This window comes from Marinisporobacter balticus (assembly GCF_004345705.1).
GTDB classification, from domain to species: domain Bacteria; phylum Bacillota; class Clostridia; order Peptostreptococcales; family Thermotaleaceae; genus Marinisporobacter; species Marinisporobacter balticus.
In genome coordinates this window covers 1-14,285 of sequence record NZ_SLWV01000012.1, presented here as the reverse complement: position 1 = coordinate 14,285, position 14,285 = coordinate 1, and the positions used below count along the sequence as shown (strand labels likewise).

General features: G+C 31.6%; 17 protein-coding genes and 1 other annotated feature. Of the genes, 13 read left to right on the top strand and 4 right to left on the bottom strand.

All coding sequences use genetic code 11. The features are described from left to right. Positions 1-45: 45 nt before the first annotated feature. Positions 46-429, bottom strand: a complete 384-nt coding sequence (locus EV214_RS09790) for a hypothetical protein (protein WP_132245241.1) — start codon at positions 427-429, stop codon at positions 46-48. A gap of 178 nt (positions 430-607) precedes the next feature. Here EV214_RS09790 and EV214_RS09785 point away from each other — a divergent pair, with 178 nt between their 5' ends. The 3 genes from EV214_RS09785 (at position 608) to ileS (ending at position 4,994) form a co-directional block, all read left to right on the top strand. Continuing rightward, on the top strand, positions 608-856 hold the full coding sequence (locus EV214_RS09785; protein ID WP_132245239.1) for a DUF5320 domain-containing protein: 249 nt from the start codon (positions 608-610) through the stop codon (positions 854-856). 133 nt (positions 857-989) lie between these two features. Continuing rightward, positions 990-1,454 (top strand): DUF134 domain-containing protein, encoded by a 465-nt coding sequence (locus EV214_RS09780; protein ID WP_132245237.1) that lies wholly within the window; start codon positions 990-992, stop codon positions 1,452-1,454. A 160-nt stretch (positions 1,455-1,614) separates the two neighbouring features. Continuing rightward, positions 1,615-1,833, top strand: a binding site (T-box leader). Positions 1,834-1,889: 56 nt separating this feature from the next. After that, positions 1,890-4,994 carry an isoleucine--tRNA ligase gene (ileS, locus tag EV214_RS09775; protein ID WP_132245235.1) on the top strand — a complete coding sequence of 1,035 codons (3,105 nt, stop codon included), beginning with the start codon at positions 1,890-1,892 and terminating at the stop codon, positions 4,992-4,994. 38 nt (positions 4,995-5,032) lie between these two features. Here the strand turns inward: ileS and EV214_RS09770 are convergent, their stop codons facing one another. The 3 genes from EV214_RS09770 to EV214_RS09760 all read right to left on the bottom strand — a co-directional run bounded on the left by EV214_RS09770 (position 5,033) and on the right by EV214_RS09760 (position 6,642). Further along, the gene (locus EV214_RS09770) at positions 5,033-5,671 is read right to left on the bottom strand and encodes a DUF4397 domain-containing protein (protein WP_132245233.1); all 639 of its coding nucleotides are present in this window, start codon (positions 5,669-5,671) and stop codon (positions 5,033-5,035) included. A gap of 117 nt (positions 5,672-5,788) precedes the next feature. Then, entirely contained in the window at positions 5,789-6,157 is a 369-nt protein-coding gene (locus tag EV214_RS09765; protein ID WP_132245231.1) for a hypothetical protein, read from the bottom strand. A 41-nt stretch (positions 6,158-6,198) separates the two neighbouring features. Further along, positions 6,199-6,642, bottom strand: a complete 444-nt coding sequence (locus EV214_RS09760; protein ID WP_132245229.1) for a cell wall hydrolase — start codon at positions 6,640-6,642, stop codon at positions 6,199-6,201. A 319-nt stretch (positions 6,643-6,961) separates the two neighbouring features. Between EV214_RS09760 and EV214_RS09755 the strand changes: the two genes are divergently transcribed. The 10 genes from EV214_RS09755 (at position 6,962) to EV214_RS09710 (ending at position 14,164) form a co-directional block, all read left to right on the top strand. Further along, positions 6,962-8,128 carry a DEAD/DEAH box helicase gene (locus tag EV214_RS09755; RefSeq protein ID WP_132245227.1) on the top strand — a complete coding sequence of 389 codons (1,167 nt, stop codon included), beginning with the start codon at positions 6,962-6,964 and terminating at the stop codon, positions 8,126-8,128. Between the two features lie 58 nt (positions 8,129-8,186). Beyond that, positions 8,187-8,564, top strand: a complete 378-nt coding sequence (locus tag EV214_RS09750) for a CoA-binding protein (RefSeq protein WP_132245225.1) — start codon at positions 8,187-8,189, stop codon at positions 8,562-8,564. A 127-nt stretch (positions 8,565-8,691) separates the two neighbouring features. Continuing rightward, positions 8,692-9,369, top strand: coding sequence for an MgtC/SapB family protein (locus tag EV214_RS09745; protein ID WP_132245223.1), 678 nt, complete (start codon positions 8,692-8,694; stop codon positions 9,367-9,369). Between the two features lie 48 nt (positions 9,370-9,417). Beyond that, on the top strand, positions 9,418-10,356 hold the full coding sequence (locus EV214_RS09740; RefSeq protein ID WP_132245221.1) for a DMT family transporter: 939 nt from the start codon (positions 9,418-9,420) through the stop codon (positions 10,354-10,356). A gap of 78 nt (positions 10,357-10,434) precedes the next feature. After that, positions 10,435-11,193: a peptidylprolyl isomerase gene (locus EV214_RS09735; RefSeq protein WP_132245219.1), complete on the top strand. Its 759-nt coding sequence runs from the start codon at positions 10,435-10,437 to the stop codon at positions 11,191-11,193. A 54-nt stretch (positions 11,194-11,247) separates the two neighbouring features. Beyond that, positions 11,248-11,739, top strand: coding sequence for a YajQ family cyclic di-GMP-binding protein (locus EV214_RS09730; protein WP_132245217.1), 492 nt, complete (start codon positions 11,248-11,250; stop codon positions 11,737-11,739). 181 nt (positions 11,740-11,920) lie between these two features. Next, a complete protein-coding gene (locus EV214_RS09725) occupies positions 11,921-12,166 on the top strand; it encodes a DUF1292 domain-containing protein (RefSeq protein ID WP_132245215.1) in 246 nt (81 codons plus the stop codon). A gap of 64 nt (positions 12,167-12,230) precedes the next feature. Further along, entirely contained in the window at positions 12,231-13,292 is a 1,062-nt protein-coding gene (gene rlmN / locus EV214_RS09720) for a 23S rRNA (adenine(2503)-C(2))-methyltransferase RlmN (RefSeq protein WP_132245213.1), read from the top strand. Between the two features lie 121 nt (positions 13,293-13,413). After that, the gene (locus tag EV214_RS09715) at positions 13,414-13,827 is read left to right on the top strand and encodes a twitching motility protein PilT (RefSeq protein ID WP_132245211.1); all 414 of its coding nucleotides are present in this window, start codon (positions 13,414-13,416) and stop codon (positions 13,825-13,827) included. 136 nt (positions 13,828-13,963) lie between these two features. Then, the gene (locus EV214_RS09710; protein WP_132245209.1) at positions 13,964-14,164 is read left to right on the top strand and encodes a cold-shock protein; all 201 of its coding nucleotides are present in this window, start codon (positions 13,964-13,966) and stop codon (positions 14,162-14,164) included. Positions 14,165-14,285 lie beyond the last annotated feature (121 nt).

Genomic DNA, 14,285 nt, shown 5'->3' with positions numbered 1-14,285 from the left:
AGTCCTATGCATGATGCATAGGACTCTTTTTAAAAATAGTAAAAGTTACCATATTGCTACTAGGATTAGAAACCATAGTAAAAGACTTGTACCGCTAACAAATTGAGTTGATGGAGAGGATTGACGGCTATTTCTTCGGTAGAAAGAAGCATTACTGGAAGTTAATATACTTTTTACATTTGCGATTCTTTTTCTATTTACATCTGTCACAAAACCTTGCATTTGAGATAAAGCATCAAGATTATTAATATGCTGATTAAGAACATCTTCTGAAACTTCATTTTTTACTCTGCCTATTTCTCTATAAATAACTCTTTCTGGTTGGTTGCCATATTCTTGCATGAATGCATCAAATTGAGCCATTTGTTCATCTTTTAATACAAATCCATTAATCATACTAGGAAAGTTATTTTTTAAATTTCTATTCATTTTCATTTCACCTCCGTTAAATTTGTTTCTTTGCAATAACATACTATGTCCAATTTTTAAATTTGTGCGTAATTTTTAAAATATATAAAAAAATATGTAAAAGTTATTGACATATGCCCTAAATAGGCCTACAATATAAGTAAATAGCATATGCTAAAAATAAAAAGGAGATGTTTATATGCCAAGATTAGATGGAAGAGGACCAAATGGTATGGGATCAGGTACTGGAAGAAAAAGAGGGCATTGCAACGTTGTAGATGGAAGTGTCTATGGTTACGGCAGAGGTTTAGGGATTTGTAGATGGATGGAAAATAGTACTTTAAGTGAAGAAGAATTATTAGAAAAACAAAAGACAATATTAGAAAATCAACTCCATGCAGTAAAAGATAAACTAAACAATAATAAAAATACTGGTAATCGTAAATAATGAATGATAAAATGATAGGGATTGAATTTCACACCCTATCATTTTATGATTAAAAAAATACAACTTTGCAACAAATTCAAGCAATGAAAATTTTAAAAGGTTGTGGAAATTTTTTATGCAAGGAGATGTGCATATGCCAAGACCCAAAAAATGGAGAAGAGTAGCGAGTATCCCAAAGACAAAAGTTTTTGGACCTTTTGATGATGATAAAGAACAAAAGGATATTGTTATTATGAATGTAGAGGAATTTGAAAGTATAAGGCTAATGGATCTTAAAGGGTTAGATCAATCAGAATGTGCAAAAAAAATGGCCGTTGCAAGGACTACTTTTCAAAGAATTTACAAAGATGCAAAGAGAAAAATGGCAGATGTAGTGGTAAATGGTAAGGTTTTAAAAATTGAAGGTGGTAATTACGCCTTGAATCAATGTTGTATAAAATGTGAAAATTGTGGATTTATATGGAATAAGCGATATGAAGAAGGTAATAATCAATATAAGTGTCCAAAATGTGGGTATGAAGATAAACATGATTGTATGGAAAACGAATTTATGGAAATATGCAGAGATTGTAAAAGACATAGACATAGAGGAAAATAAAAAATATTCATTTTTAGAGAAATAGGAATGATGTAATTTTATTAAAATGAAAAAATAGATATTATAAAAAAATAATAAGTTTATTTAATTGCATCTATTCCCTTGACAATTTTGTCATATTACAGTTAAAATAGAGTGTGAAAACATAAAAAATGTAAATTGAAAAGCGAAGAAAAGGATAGTAATAAAAAGAATTATGTATACAGAGAAATAATCATTTGGTGAGAGATTATGACGAACCTTTTTATGAAAATCGCCTTGGAGCTGGAAATTTGAACCATGAGTAAAATTTCACGCAGACATGCGTTAAGATGTGTTGAGAGATAAGGTGTTTTACATCTTATAATCAGGGTGGTACCGCGGTTTATTCGTCCCTAAGTGTTTACTTAGGGACTTTTTAATATGTTAAAAATGATGAACGAAAGGATGAGAGATATGGAAAAATTTAAGGCATTATCAGATTTACCAATTGCGAAGTGCCAAAATGAAATTTCAGATTTTTGGGATAACAATAATATCCTTGATAAATGTGTTGAAACAAGAAAAGGAGAAAAATCATTTGTATTCTTTGAAGGACCTCCTACTGCAAATGGAAGACCAGGCATTCATCACGTAATTGCAAGAACACTTAAAGACTCTGTTTGTAGATATAAGACGATGACAGGGCACCAAGTAAAAAGAAAAGCAGGGTGGGATACCCATGGGTTACCTGTTGAGATTGAAGTAGAAAAACAATTAAAATTATCAAGTAAACAAGAGATTGAAAACTATGGCATTGATAAATTTAATGAAAAATGTCGTGAGTCTGTATTTTCCTATGAAAAACAATGGAGAGAAATGACCAGACGAATGGGCTATATGATTGATTTAGATAATCCATATATTACACTAGATAATGATTATATTGAATCTGTATGGTGGATTTTAAATAAATTTTTTAAAGAAGATTATCTTTATGAGGGTCATAAGATCCTCCCATATTGTCCTAGATGTGGAACGGGCTTAGCTTCTCATGAAGTAGCACAAGGATATAAAGAAATTAAATCAAATACCGTCATCGCTGCTTTTAAAAGGAAAGATATAGAGGAATATTTCCTAGTATGGACCACTACACCATGGACATTATCAGCAAACGTTGCTTTAGCTGTACATCCTGAAGAGACTTACTTAAGAGTAAAATCACAAGGAAATGTATTTTATGTAGTAAAACAATTAGCAAACAAAGTTCTTGGAGACGATTATGAAGTATTAGAAGCATTAAAAGGAAAAGATTTAGAAAATATAGAGTATGAGCAGATTATGCCTTTTGTAAAACCTGATAAGAAAGCATTCTTTGTAACGGTTGCAGATTATGTAACAACGGATGACGGAACAGGTATTGTTCACATTGCCCCAGCTTTTGGAGAAGATGACTATCAAGTAGGTAGAAAATATGATCTTCCTGTGCTTCAGCCTGTGAATGAAGAAGGAAAATATATTGCTACCCCTTGGGAAGGAAAATTTGTAATGGACCCTGAGGTAGATATTGATATTATTAAGTGGCTCCACGCAGAAGGAAAATTATTCAAAAAAGAAAAAGTAGCACATAATTATCCACACTGTTGGAGATGTTCAACACCACTTATATACTATGCAAAACCAAGCTGGTATATAGAAATAACAAAGCTTAAAGATAAGCTTATTGAAAATAATAATACAGTGAATTGGTATCCAGATTATGTAGGAGAAAAAAGATTTGGAAATTGGTTAGAAAATCTAAATGATTGGGCAATATCTAGAACACGTTATTGGGGTACACCACTAAATATTTGGAGATGTGAATGTGGACATATTGATTCTGTTGGGTCAAGAAAAGAATTAATTGAAAAAGCAATAGAGAATATTGATGAATCTATAGAACTTCATAGACCTTATGTGGATGACATCCATTTTAAATGTGAAAAATGTGGTGGAGTTATGACAAGGGTTAAAGAAGTTATTGATTGCTGGTTTGATAGTGGTGCAATGCCTTATGCACAACATCATTATCCATTTGAAAACAAAGAAAACTTTGATGAATTATTCCCAGCAGACTATATTTGTGAAGGAATTGACCAAACCCGTGGATGGTTCTATTCATTACTTGCTATTTCAACTTTTGTTAAAGGTGTGTCTCCTTATAAAAATGTATTGGTAAATGATTTGATCCTTGATAAAGAGGGAAGAAAAATGTCAAAATCAAAAGGAAATACGGTTGATCCATTTGAGCTTTTTGATAAATATGGCGCAGATATACTAAGATGGTATCTACTTTATGTATCTCCTGCATGGACACCAACAAGATTTGATATTGATGGACTCAAAGAAGTACAAAGCAAGTTCTTTGGAACGATTAAGAATGTTTATAATTTCTTTACCCTTTATGCAAACACAGATGAAATCAATCCTAAGGAATTCTTTGTACCCTATAATGAGCGTCCAGAACTTGATAGATGGATTTTATCAAAATATAATAATTTGGCCAAAGAAGTAAAATCAGAACTAGAGATTTTTGATCTAACAAAAGCAGTAAGAAAAATCCAAGATTTTGTAAATGAAGATTTATCAAACTGGTATATTAGACGTGCACGTCGTCGTTTCTGGGCTACAGAGCTTACAGCTGATAAAAAGGCAGTGTACAATACTACGTATGAAATATTAGTAGGGATTTCAAAAATGGTAGCACCATTTGCGCCGTTCTTATCAGAAGAGATGTACCAGAATCTAACAGGAGAAGTTTCTGTACATTTAGCATACTATCCTGAAGTAGAGGAAGCTCTAATTGATGAAAAAGTCGAAATACGAATGGATTTGGTAAGAGATTTAGTAGGATTAGGACGTGCTGCAAGAGAAAAAGCAAAAATTAAAGTACGCCAACCTGTTAGAGAAATACTTATAGATGGAAAATACGAAGCTTTAATTGCTGATTTAGTACCACTTATGAAAGAAGAATTAAATGTAAAAGAAGTTGTTTTTGAACAATCATTAAATAATTTTATGAACTTTAGCCTAAAGCCTAATTTCAAAGTAGCAGGTCCAATATTGGGTTCGAAAATAAAACTTTTTGGAAAAGCTTTAGCTAATATAGATGCATCCGTTGTTGTACCAAAGCTTGAATTAGGAGAAACTGTAGATTTAAAATTAGAGGAAGAAACATTTGAAATCTCAAAAGAGCATGTATTAATCAATATAGCTGCAAAAGAAGGTTTTACGGTTGAAATGATGAATAATCTGTTTGTAATATTGGATACAACCCTAACACAAGACTTAATAAATGAGGGTTATGCCAGAGAATTTATTTCTAAAGTGCAGCAAATGCGTAAAAATAATGGATATGAAATGATGGATAGAATACGCATCTACTTTGATGGTGATGAAGAAATTACAAAAGCGGTAAGTACGCATAAAGATTATATCATGCAAGAAACCCTAGGAGAAAGCATTGAAAGCGTAGAGAACGATAGCTATGAAAAACAAAATTTAAATGGACATGAAACAGGTATTGTATTAAAACGAATATAAAGAAGAAAAAAATCAGCCTTTTGGCTGATTTTTTCTGTTTAATAAGAAGATTTATCAAGAGCTGTAATGATTTGTAGAGGCGGCTTATTATTCACAATACCTACTGCATATATCGTATAGTACCTATTTAGTTTGATTAATTGGTTTGGAGCATTGAGAACTACTTTATTGGTACCTGCTAATCGAAGTTGTAGCGTGAGGTTTCCAGGAGATACCATTAAATTAGGGCTGATCTCTCTAAATTCAATATTTCTAAAAAGAATGGTTCCATCAGATAATGTAAGGTCGACCATAGGCGCATTTGGAGATAAATGAACAAATTTTAATTGAGATTTACCTGGTAGTAGAGGAGAAGCAGTATCGGGTATAATAAGCGGTTTAATATTCTGTAATGTTCCTGTGGCAGCTACTGTATAACTTGCATTGGGCAGTACATCTATACTTGTATTGATCACGGGATTTGTGGTTGCTCCAGATGGGAATACTAAAATCGTATATTTACCAGGAACAAGGGACAAATATTTTGTAAATTCCTTATATTTCAAGTCTTTTGCAATTAATTTTCCATTTGCGTATACATCAACGCCAGGGGCATTCGGAGATGCATGAAATACCCTTACATAGGATGGCATAACTGGATTTGGGTAATAATATTGCATGTAAGGACTATAGTACATGTTTTATCAACACCTTTCTTTCATATCTACCATATTATATGAAAAAATGGATTGTTTTGTTACAATGAAATAGACTACTTACTATGAATAAAGTATAGTAGTCTATCCTATGCATGGCTATTTAAAAATCTGAACAAATTTAATAGAATAAATATCACACATTAAGTAATCATCGGTTTGAGGTTCTTGAAGAACAATGTAACTGATTCCGACATCAACCAGTGTACCTTCACGGTCAACCAGCATAGTAGTACCAATTAAGAATTCTACTTTCACATATTCGCCAATGTGTGTTCTGAGATACCCCTGTGTGTAGTTGATATCATCTTGTACAGGTAGACGAGGTTCGATTTCAAAATTTGGTGGCAGTTGGTTAATAGGTGGTGCTGGCATAGGTTCAGGAGGTTGTGTTTTGCTAGGCATGCTAGGCATAGGTGGATACATAGGCATCATTGAGTAATAATTTGGATAAAAATCGTTAAACATAAATCATATCCCCTTTCATAATACTGATTTTAAAGCAAAATTTAAGTTTGTGCATAAAGTTCTGTTGGATTATAGAAACAATGCTGTGTGACTTTTACTTGAAAACTTCCTGTGCCGTTATAGGGAAATGCATAAGGGCAAGAAGGTTTAAAAGGATTAAAATACCATAGTGAATAGCCAATTGTAAATAGCCTGTTACCTGCGAGGGCCCAATCAGCTATATCATAATGGATTTGTTCAGGTGGACTTGCCCAAATGGTCTGAGGGTTGCTTTTTCCACCTAGAACAGAGCGGACACAATCAAATTGACCCTGTTGATAGATTACTTTTCTGATATCTCCTTGATTAACTCGTTGGTATTCCCCATAAGGAACTCTTACTCTATTCATAATAACAGTGGCAACGCCTTTCATGCCATTTTCACCTTCACCACCAGCTTCACACTTAATAATTCTTGCCAATAATTCTCTGTCGGAATAAGCCATTTGTTATTCACCTCATTTTTATTGCTGATACTATTAATCTATGCAGATCTTTCAAAAATGCTACTAAATATTTAAAAGAATTTGGTTTAAGCATTGAAAAAATTTTAAAAATAGTGTATTTTTAAATATACCTATAAGATTTATTACGCAAGCTTCTGAAAGCTTTTATTTCAAGAACTTTTATTTATGCTATGCGATAATTGACTATAGGGTATAATATATTTGTTAGATGATAGATTATACACAAATCTTTTGAAATAGAAGATAAAAAGGTGAATGAAGTTTGACTTTTATGGAATAAGAAAAGGAGAAATAGACTATGGAGAAAGTGTTTAACAATTTTGGATTTAAAGATTTTATTTTGAAAAACCTTGAAAAAAATCATATCATCAATCCTTCATCGATACAAGCAGAAACGTTTCCACTAACGAGAAAAGGAAAAGATGTGATTGGAAAAGCAAAAACAGGAACAGGAAAAACATTGGCATACTTATTGCCTATGATCGAAAAAATTGATCCTTCTAAAAAAGATTTACAAATGCTTGTATTAGCACCAAGTAGAGAATTGAGCCTTCAGATTGAACGTGAGGCGAAGCGGATGACAGAAGGGACAGAAATTCTTGTAGATACAGTTGTAGAAGGAATGGATATAAAGAGGCAACTAGATAAATTAAAGAAAAAACCCCATATGATTGTTGCCACACCTGGAAGATTGGTCCATATTATGGGATTAAAAAAGATTAAAATACATCATGTAAAAACCATTGCATTAGATGAAGTCGATCAAATATTACAACAAGGTTTACAAGATAAGATTCATGCGATTGTGAAAAGCACTTTGAAAGATAGACAAATTTTAAGTTTTTCTGCAACCATTTCAGAGCAAGCAAAAAACGTATTGAATGACATGATGGAAAATCCAGTATTCATAAACTTAGATCATATAAAACCAATTCCTTCAAAGATAGAACATGAATATATTGTGAGCAAAGCACCAAAGAAAACAGAAACCTTAGCGATGTTTTTAAAAACCATAAAACCTGCTAAAAGCTTGGTGTTTATTAACAAAAATCAAAATGTAGAAAGATTTGTAAAAGAATTAAAGGAATTAGGCTTTTCTGTTGGAGGGATACAGACAAGAAGCAAAAACCAAGAAAGACAAAACTTGTTAACCTCTTTCAATAACGGAAAATTAAAGATATTAGTTACAACAGATTTATTTACAAGAGGCATGGATTTTAGGGAAGTTAGCCATATATTCAATATGGATTTACCATTGAATAAAATAGATTATTTACATCGGGCAGGGCGTACAGGAAGAATACATAATAGTGGTGTGGTCATTAACATTGTAAGAGATAAAGAAAAATTTATTTTATATAAGATGATGAAACAATTAAATATAGAAGTGAATCCTATAGAAATTATGAATGAAAAAATTGTTCAAGTGAAACAATTCATTCAACAAAAAAAGAATAAATCTTAAAGATAAAGTTTATAAGTATTTAAAAAAGTGTATCATATATAAAAAAAGGGATGATCAGATGAATGGACAAGAGATGTTAACTTATAAAAACTGGGCTGTTGCTGGGGATGTACTAAACCCTTCAAAATATGCTTATAAAATAAAAAACAGATTAACAGATGCAGGATATAAGGTATTGTTAGTAAATCCAAGAGGGAAAAGTGAAGAAGTATTTTCAGATCTTAAAGAAATAAAGGAAAAGGTAGATGTTATTGACCTTTGTATCAATCCACATGTAGGCATAAAAATTATGAAAGAAGCATATACATTAGGAATCAATAAAGTTTTAATACAACCAGGAGCTGAAAGCGAAGAAATTCTTTCCTTTTGTAAAGAGAAAGATATAGCGTATATTACAAGTTGCGTATTAGTTGAATTAGCCCAAAAAGGAATGTAAAATATAAACAGAGGAACAAAATTGTTCCTCTGTTTATGAGTGGTATTAGCTCGATATTGAAAGTGAAGGATTATAAGCGTTCATCATGGTACGATCGAATAGATATAAATAAGAGGTGAAAAGGAAAATGATTAGCTATTCTGAAATTACTTTTAGACTTGTGCTTGCAAGTATTTTAGGCGGATTAATTGGATTAGAAAGAGAATCGAATAATCGACCCGCAGGACTTAGAACCCATATTTTAGTTACCATAGGGGCTGCGCTTGTTATGCTCATATCCATGTATGGATTTGATGGGTTAGGGGAGAATGGTTCTGGTGGAGAGCCAGCAAGATTGGCAGCACAAGTAGTGAGTGGTATTGGTTTTTTAGGTGCAGGAACTATTCTAAGGCAGGGAAATTCTATTCATGGATTAACGACTGCTGCAAGCTTATGGGTTTGTGGATGTATAGGTTTAGCTATAGGAAATGGATACTACTTAGGGGGATTGATTACTGCAGGAATTGTATTATTCTCTCTGATTAGTTTGGGTTTTTTTGAGAAAAGTGTATTTAAAAATAAGTATAAAACGCTACATGTAATATGCGCTGAAAGACCAGGGTTAATTGGAGAAATAGGCACTTTACTTGGCAAAAATAGTATTACGATAAAAGATATAAAAATGGAACCTTTTGAAGAGGATGTAGATTTGCATATAGATATTACGATAAAAATTCCAAGCAAATTTTCACCAGAAGGACTCTTTGGAAGTATGGCTAAAATAGAAGGGGTAAAAAGTGCAGGATGGGAAGGGGATTTGGAATAATTAATCATGCTGTATGCTAAAAATTTGAGATGCGGAAGAAGGAATTTTATGAAATATGATAAGATATTACCGATTTTAGCTGGAATGATTACTGCTATTGTATTTGGATTTTCATTTTTATTTACTAAAGAAGCATTAGTTGCGATCGCGCCTTTTGATTTATTGAGCTTTCGATTTGGGACGGCCACTTTGGTACTCATATTTTTAAGATTTATGGGAATCATAAAAACCAATTATAAAGATAAAAATTTGAAAGTATTATTCATATTGGCTTTATTTCAACCTGTTTTATATTTTATATTTGAAATAATGGGGTTAAGTAGAACTACAACTTCAGAAGCGGGTATTATGATGTCTTTAATTCCTATCATCGTAACATGTTTAGCAAGCGTATTTTTAAAAGAGATTCCATCTAAACCCCAAGTTCTTTCTATCTTTCTATCTTTAATAGGCGTATTTATTGTTATATTGATGAAAGATATTTACACAAGTGGTAGTTTATTGGGAATACTTTTTCTAATAGGCGCTGTTCTTTGTGCGGCTACACTGAATATCCTTTCTAGGAAATTATCTATAGAATTTAAACCAGTTGAAATAACATTTTTTATGATGTGTACAGGCGCCATATTTTTTAATGGGTTTTCTTTCATCAATCATGGAATAAAGGGAGATCTTACAAATGTTTTTATGCTCTTTGGGGATACAAAAGTAATTATAGCTATTTTATATTTAGGGGTATTATCTTCTGTTGTCGCATTTTTCCTTACTAATTACAATTTAGCAAAGCTAGAAGCTTCAAGGGCTGCTGTTTTTGCAAATTTAACAACAGTAATTTCAGTGATCGCAGGGGTTTTTATTAGAAAAGAATCTTTTACAATTTATCAATTTGTGGGTACGTGCATGATTTTATTAGGCGTTTGGGGGACAAACTATTATGGAGAAAAGAAGGAAAAATTATCAAGTAATAGGGATGTTATTATAGAATAGGGATATAGATTAGACTATGGAAAAATATTGTGTTATGATAAGAAATGAGAAAAAATAATAAAAAAAAGGAGAAATTCAATGAATAAACAAATTTTAGCTACTGTAAATGGAAGTGAAATCACAAAAGAAGAGTTAGAGTTAATTGTAAAGCATGCACCGCAACAACAACAAATGCAATTAAATACCTTAGCAGGTAAAAAATATTTATTAAATGAAATGATTACACAACAAATTCTTTTCTTAGATGCAAAAGAGAAAGGATTAGATCAAGATGAAGCTTATCTGAAAGAACTAAAATCTGTAGAAGAAAATTTACTAAAGCAATATGCTGTTAAAAAATTATTAGAGGATATAAAAGTAGAAGAAAATGAAGTAAAGGAATATTATGAAAAAAATAATGAGCAATTTGTAGCAGGGGATTCTGCTAAAGCTAAACATATATTGATCAAAGATGAAGAAAAAGCAAAAGAAGTTTTAAAAGAGTTAAAGGATGGAAAGAACTTTGAAGAAGCAGCAAAAGAATATTCTGAGTGTCCATCTAAAACAAATGGAGGAGATTTGGGATATTTTGAAAAAGGAAATATGGTACCTGAATTTGAGGCAGCTGCTTTTGCATTAGAAATTGGTGCAATCAGTGACTTAGTTAAAACACAATTTGGATATCATATTATTAAAGTGGAAGATAGAAAAGAAGCGAGTGTAATGCCTTTTGAAAAAGTACAAGATCAAATCAAAGATTACATATTGAAAAATAAACAAAATGAGAAGTTTAAAGGATATACAGATGGCATTAGAGCCCAATACGAGATTACTACAAATGAAGAATTATTAAAATAAAAACAAGGGCCAAAATAATTGGCCCTTAAAAAAACAATAAAAGGAGGGAATATGATGGCTAGTAATTGCTCTTTTGATGTTGTTTCAGAAGTGAATTTACAAGAAGTAGAAAATGCGGTGAATCAAGCGAAAAAAGAAATAGCCCAAAGATACGACTTTAAAGGAAGTAAGGCTGAAATCAAATGGGATAAGGAAGATATTAAGATTTTAGCAGAAGATGATTTTAGAGTGAAAAGCATTATAGATGTGCTTCAAGATAAAATGGTAAAACGAAGTGTATCCATAAAATCTTTGAAATATGAAAAAATGGATACTTCTGGTGGTATGGTGCGCCAAGTTATAAAAATTCAAATGGGCATATCCAAAGAAAAAAGCAAAGAGATTATATCGGCAATAAAAGAATCTAAATTAAAAATACAAGCTCAAATTATGGATGATAAAGTAAGGATCACAAGTAAAAAAATAGATAGTTTGCAAGAAGTAATGCAAATGCTTAAGGAAAAAGATTTTGATGTAGCACTACAATTTACAAATTATCGTTCATAAAAAGAAGTTCCTAAATATTAGGGACTTTTTTGAATGTTATTTTTCTAGGGGGTTATTTAAATACAAGATGCAAGCGTTTAGAAGATGAAAAGTTTGTTAAGAATAAAGAATAAAGATTATTATAGACGATCTAGTTACTTCAGTATATAATGATAATACGAATAGGAGAGTGGGGACAGACATGGAAGATAAAAAAATTGTGACGTTTGCAGATGAAGAAGGTAAAAAAAATGATTTTGAAGTAGTAGATGTGCTAAACATAGAAGAAGACAAATATGCACTACTAGCACCTGTTGGAGAAGAAGATGATGCGTATGTTTATAAAATTATTGAAGTAGATGGAAAAGAAGAATACATACCGATAGAAGATGATGATGAATTTGCACGTGTATCAGAAGAATATGAATCTTATTTTGGAGAAGAATAGACCTTAGTGGAAAACTTGCACTAAGGTTTTCCTATATCTAAATAGAACATAAGGAGTCGTTTAAATGAAGAATAAAATTGATTTGAAAAGCTGTACTATAGAAGAATTAGAAGTTTTTCTGGAAAATATCGGAGAAAAGAAATTTAGAGCAACACAGATTTTTGGATGGATTCATAAGGGTATTGAAAATATAGATGAAATGACCAATCTTTCTAAGCTTTTGAGAGAAAAGCTAAAAGAAAAAGCAAACATAGGATTATTAAAAATAGAAAATGTATTGATATCAAAAATGGATGGAACAAGAAAATATCTATTTGTGTTAGAGGATGGAAATATTATAGAAAGTGTATTGATGAAATATAAACATGGCAATTCGATTTGTGTATCTTCCCAGGTAGGATGTAAAATGGGGTGTAAATTTTGTGCTTCAACGACTGATGGCGTTATAAGGAATTTGCATGCTGGAGAGATATTAGATCAAGTTTTAGTCATACAAAAAGATATCAGAGAGAGAATTTCAAACATTGTATTAATGGGAAGTGGAGAGCCCTTTGACAATTATGAGGAGGTATTAAAGTTCCTTGATATTGTCAATCATCCAGAAGGTTTGAATGTAGGACTTAGAAATATAACCATTTCCACCTGTGGACTTGTACCACAAATATTAGACTTTGCAAATAAAAAACCACAAGTTACGCTTGCCATTTCCCTACATGCGCCAAATGATGCATTAAGAAGTCAAATGATGCCTATTAATCGTAAATATCCATTAGATCAATTGTTTGAAGCCTGCAAAGCGTATACAAATAAAACCAATAAACGAATTACTTTTGAATATGCTTTGATTCAAGATGTGAATGATACGCAAGAACATGCGAAAGAGTTAGCAGGAAAAATCAAAAAAATATTGTGCCATGTCAACTTAATTCCACTTAATGAAGTAGATGAAAGTACATATAAAACAACAAAGACAGATCGGGTGAAAAATTTCCAGAAAACATTAAAACTGCAAGGTATTGAAGCCACTATAAGAAGAGAATTGGGAAGTGATATTGAGGCGGCTTGTGGACAATTGAGAAGGAGATATATGAAAGAAAAAAGAAATGAGAGCAATACAGAAGAATAGAAATTTCAAATAAATAGAAGTTACTGATATTTTAGGAGGAATTTAGCATAATGTGTAGAATTCATAATACAATATCCATTTTAATAACATAAAACTCAAAATTCCAAAGGAGGAAATAGCAATGGTTAAATTGATTACCGGAGGAAAAGGAACAGGAAAAACAACAAAGATGATTGAGATGGCGAATCATCTCGTTGATATGGAACATGGGAATGTTGTATTTTTAGATAAGGATAAGAAAGCGATGTATGCGTTAAAACATGAAGTTCGGTTTATTTCTTTAGATGAATATCCTATAGAAGATATAAAAGGTTTTATAGGATTTTTATGCGGCGTTATTTCTAGAGATCATGATATAGAGACATTTTTTATTGATGGCTTGCTGAAAGTGAAAAATGTTGAACGCGTAGATCTACAGGATTTTGTAACAGAATTAGAAAAGCTTTCTGAAAGATTTGAGATTAAATTTGTGTTGAGCGTCAGCTGTGAATTAAACCAATTGCCTGATGCATTAAGAAAATATGATAGGGTATAAAAACAGGGATAAACCCTGTTTTTTACTATGTATAAGAAATTATAAAATAAACGTTTATTTTGATAAAAATCGGTTATACTACTTGAAGTATAAAGTTATACATTAAAATTTTTGCGTATTAGGAGGAATTAAAGGAATGAAACAAGGAACAGTAAAGTGGTTTAACAATGAAAAAGGATTTGGATTTATTGAAGTACCTGATGAAGGAGATGTCTTTGTACATTTTTCAGCAATTACTGGCGGAGGCTTTAAATCTTTAGAAGAAGGGCAGAAAGTCGAATTTGAAATTGTTGAAGGTGAGCGTGGACCGCAGGCTGCCAATTTGGTTAGACTATAAAATAAAAAATCTCTACACGTAAAAAATTAAAATGTACCCTATAGAGTAGACATTAAAAAAAGTCTACCCTGTAGGGTATTTTTATGTATAATAGAAAAAAACAAGAATGGTGGAAGATAAA